Annotated in this window: 1 protein-coding gene; it reads right to left on the bottom strand. The window is 31.0% G+C overall.

The genetic code is table 11. The features are described from left to right. Positions 1-177: 177 nt before the first annotated feature. Positions 178-1,353 carry an ISL3 family transposase gene (locus tag BN3004_RS00040; RefSeq protein ID WP_058259271.1) on the bottom strand — a complete coding sequence of 392 codons (1,176 nt, stop codon included), beginning with the start codon at positions 1,351-1,353 and terminating at the stop codon, positions 178-180. Positions 1,354-1,484 lie beyond the last annotated feature (131 nt).

Below are 1,484 nucleotides of genomic sequence, written 5' to 3'. Positions count from 1 at the left end.
GGCTCTATGTCAAATATTGGGGAGACTTATTGATTTAAGTCTCTCTTTTTATGTTAAAACTAACATTTGCACGTTTTTAATTTATATACTTAAAATAACACAAATTTATGTAATTTTTGCATGACTAATAAACCTATATAGGCTTATTAGGTTTTTATGATGTTTTATATATATATTTTAGTCTAAAAGCATTATTCTTTTTCTGAACCTCTCGAAGTTTCTCATACCAAAGCTGTTTCTTTTTAGTGTCTTTATCTTTGTATGTTTTCCTTCTAGTGCTCCATTTGAATGTTTGTAGTCAAATGAGTTTGTAATTTCATCAGACCAGTTTGTAAAGGCTGTTATACATGATTTAAACTCTTTAAGTTTTGATTTTTTACATATGTCTATCCATGCGTTTACCTTGTATTGTGCTTGTTCTTTGTTTTTCTGCACTAGAACTTCTTGATAGAAGGATTCTTTTAAGCCATATGCTAGTCTTAGCTCTTCGCTTATCTCTAGCATTAGAGCTGCTTCTCGCTTTTGATCATCATTAAGTTTTGGCATTGGTTTTGTAAGTATGCTTTTACTTCTTTTTAGGTATATTCTCATTTCTGCTGATGTATCTTTTTGTATTCTCTTTCTTACGTTTTCTAAGCTCCAAGAGACTTGTCTTACGAAGTGATATTTGTCTGCTATGTGTACTGCGTTTTTAAAGTATGCGTTTTTAACGTTTTTAAATGTTTTTGACATATCGCTAACAAATATCTTTACATTTTCTCTTTCTTCTTTTGGTATGTTTTTAAAGTATTCAAACAAAATATTTTCTTGCCTACTTTTAACTATGTCTATGATTTCATGTGTTATGCCATCTAGAAGTGAGCATTGATACTTGTATGAACCGCTGTCGCCTTTAAACTCGTCTATTAAAAGTACTTTTGGAAGACTTTTTCTCTCTACTGATAGGTAAGATAGGACTCTTGTAACTGTTGATGTGCTTACTGAGTATCTTCTTGATATTGACTTTATTGAGTAAAGTTCTCTAAACTCTCTAGCTATGGATGCTACTAGTCTTTTTGTCATGGTCATTTTCTTTGCTACTAGTTCTGTTTTGCTATCAATTCTTTTCCCGCAGCACTTACAGTTGTACCTAGTTTTTCTTAGGTTTATTATGCATTTTTTACCATGCATCTGTGTATCTTTTATCTTTTGAGTTCTGTGATCATGAACCCAGATATGTTTAGAACCACAGTATGGGCAGCTTTTTAACTTTTTTGTCTGTGCTTCTATAACTACTACATTTTCACCTTCTTTAAAATTGTTAACAACTACATCTTTACAAGCTAGCAAATTTATGGTATTATATTCTTGCACTTGTACACACCTCCTATGTTGTAGTGGTATTTTAAGTATAGGATAAAATGTGTGCAAGTGCAACTTTTTTTTGTAATTTTATCAAAAAAATATCTATTGAGGTTTTACTCCCCAATAGATATTATACAGCC

This window comes from Fenollaria timonensis, from assembly GCF_001457835.1.
In the GTDB taxonomy this organism is placed as follows: domain Bacteria; phylum Bacillota; class Clostridia; order Tissierellales; family Peptoniphilaceae; genus Fenollaria; species Fenollaria timonensis.
The sequence above is the reverse complement of the archived record's forward strand: the minus strand, read 5'-3'. Positions and strand labels throughout refer to the sequence as shown.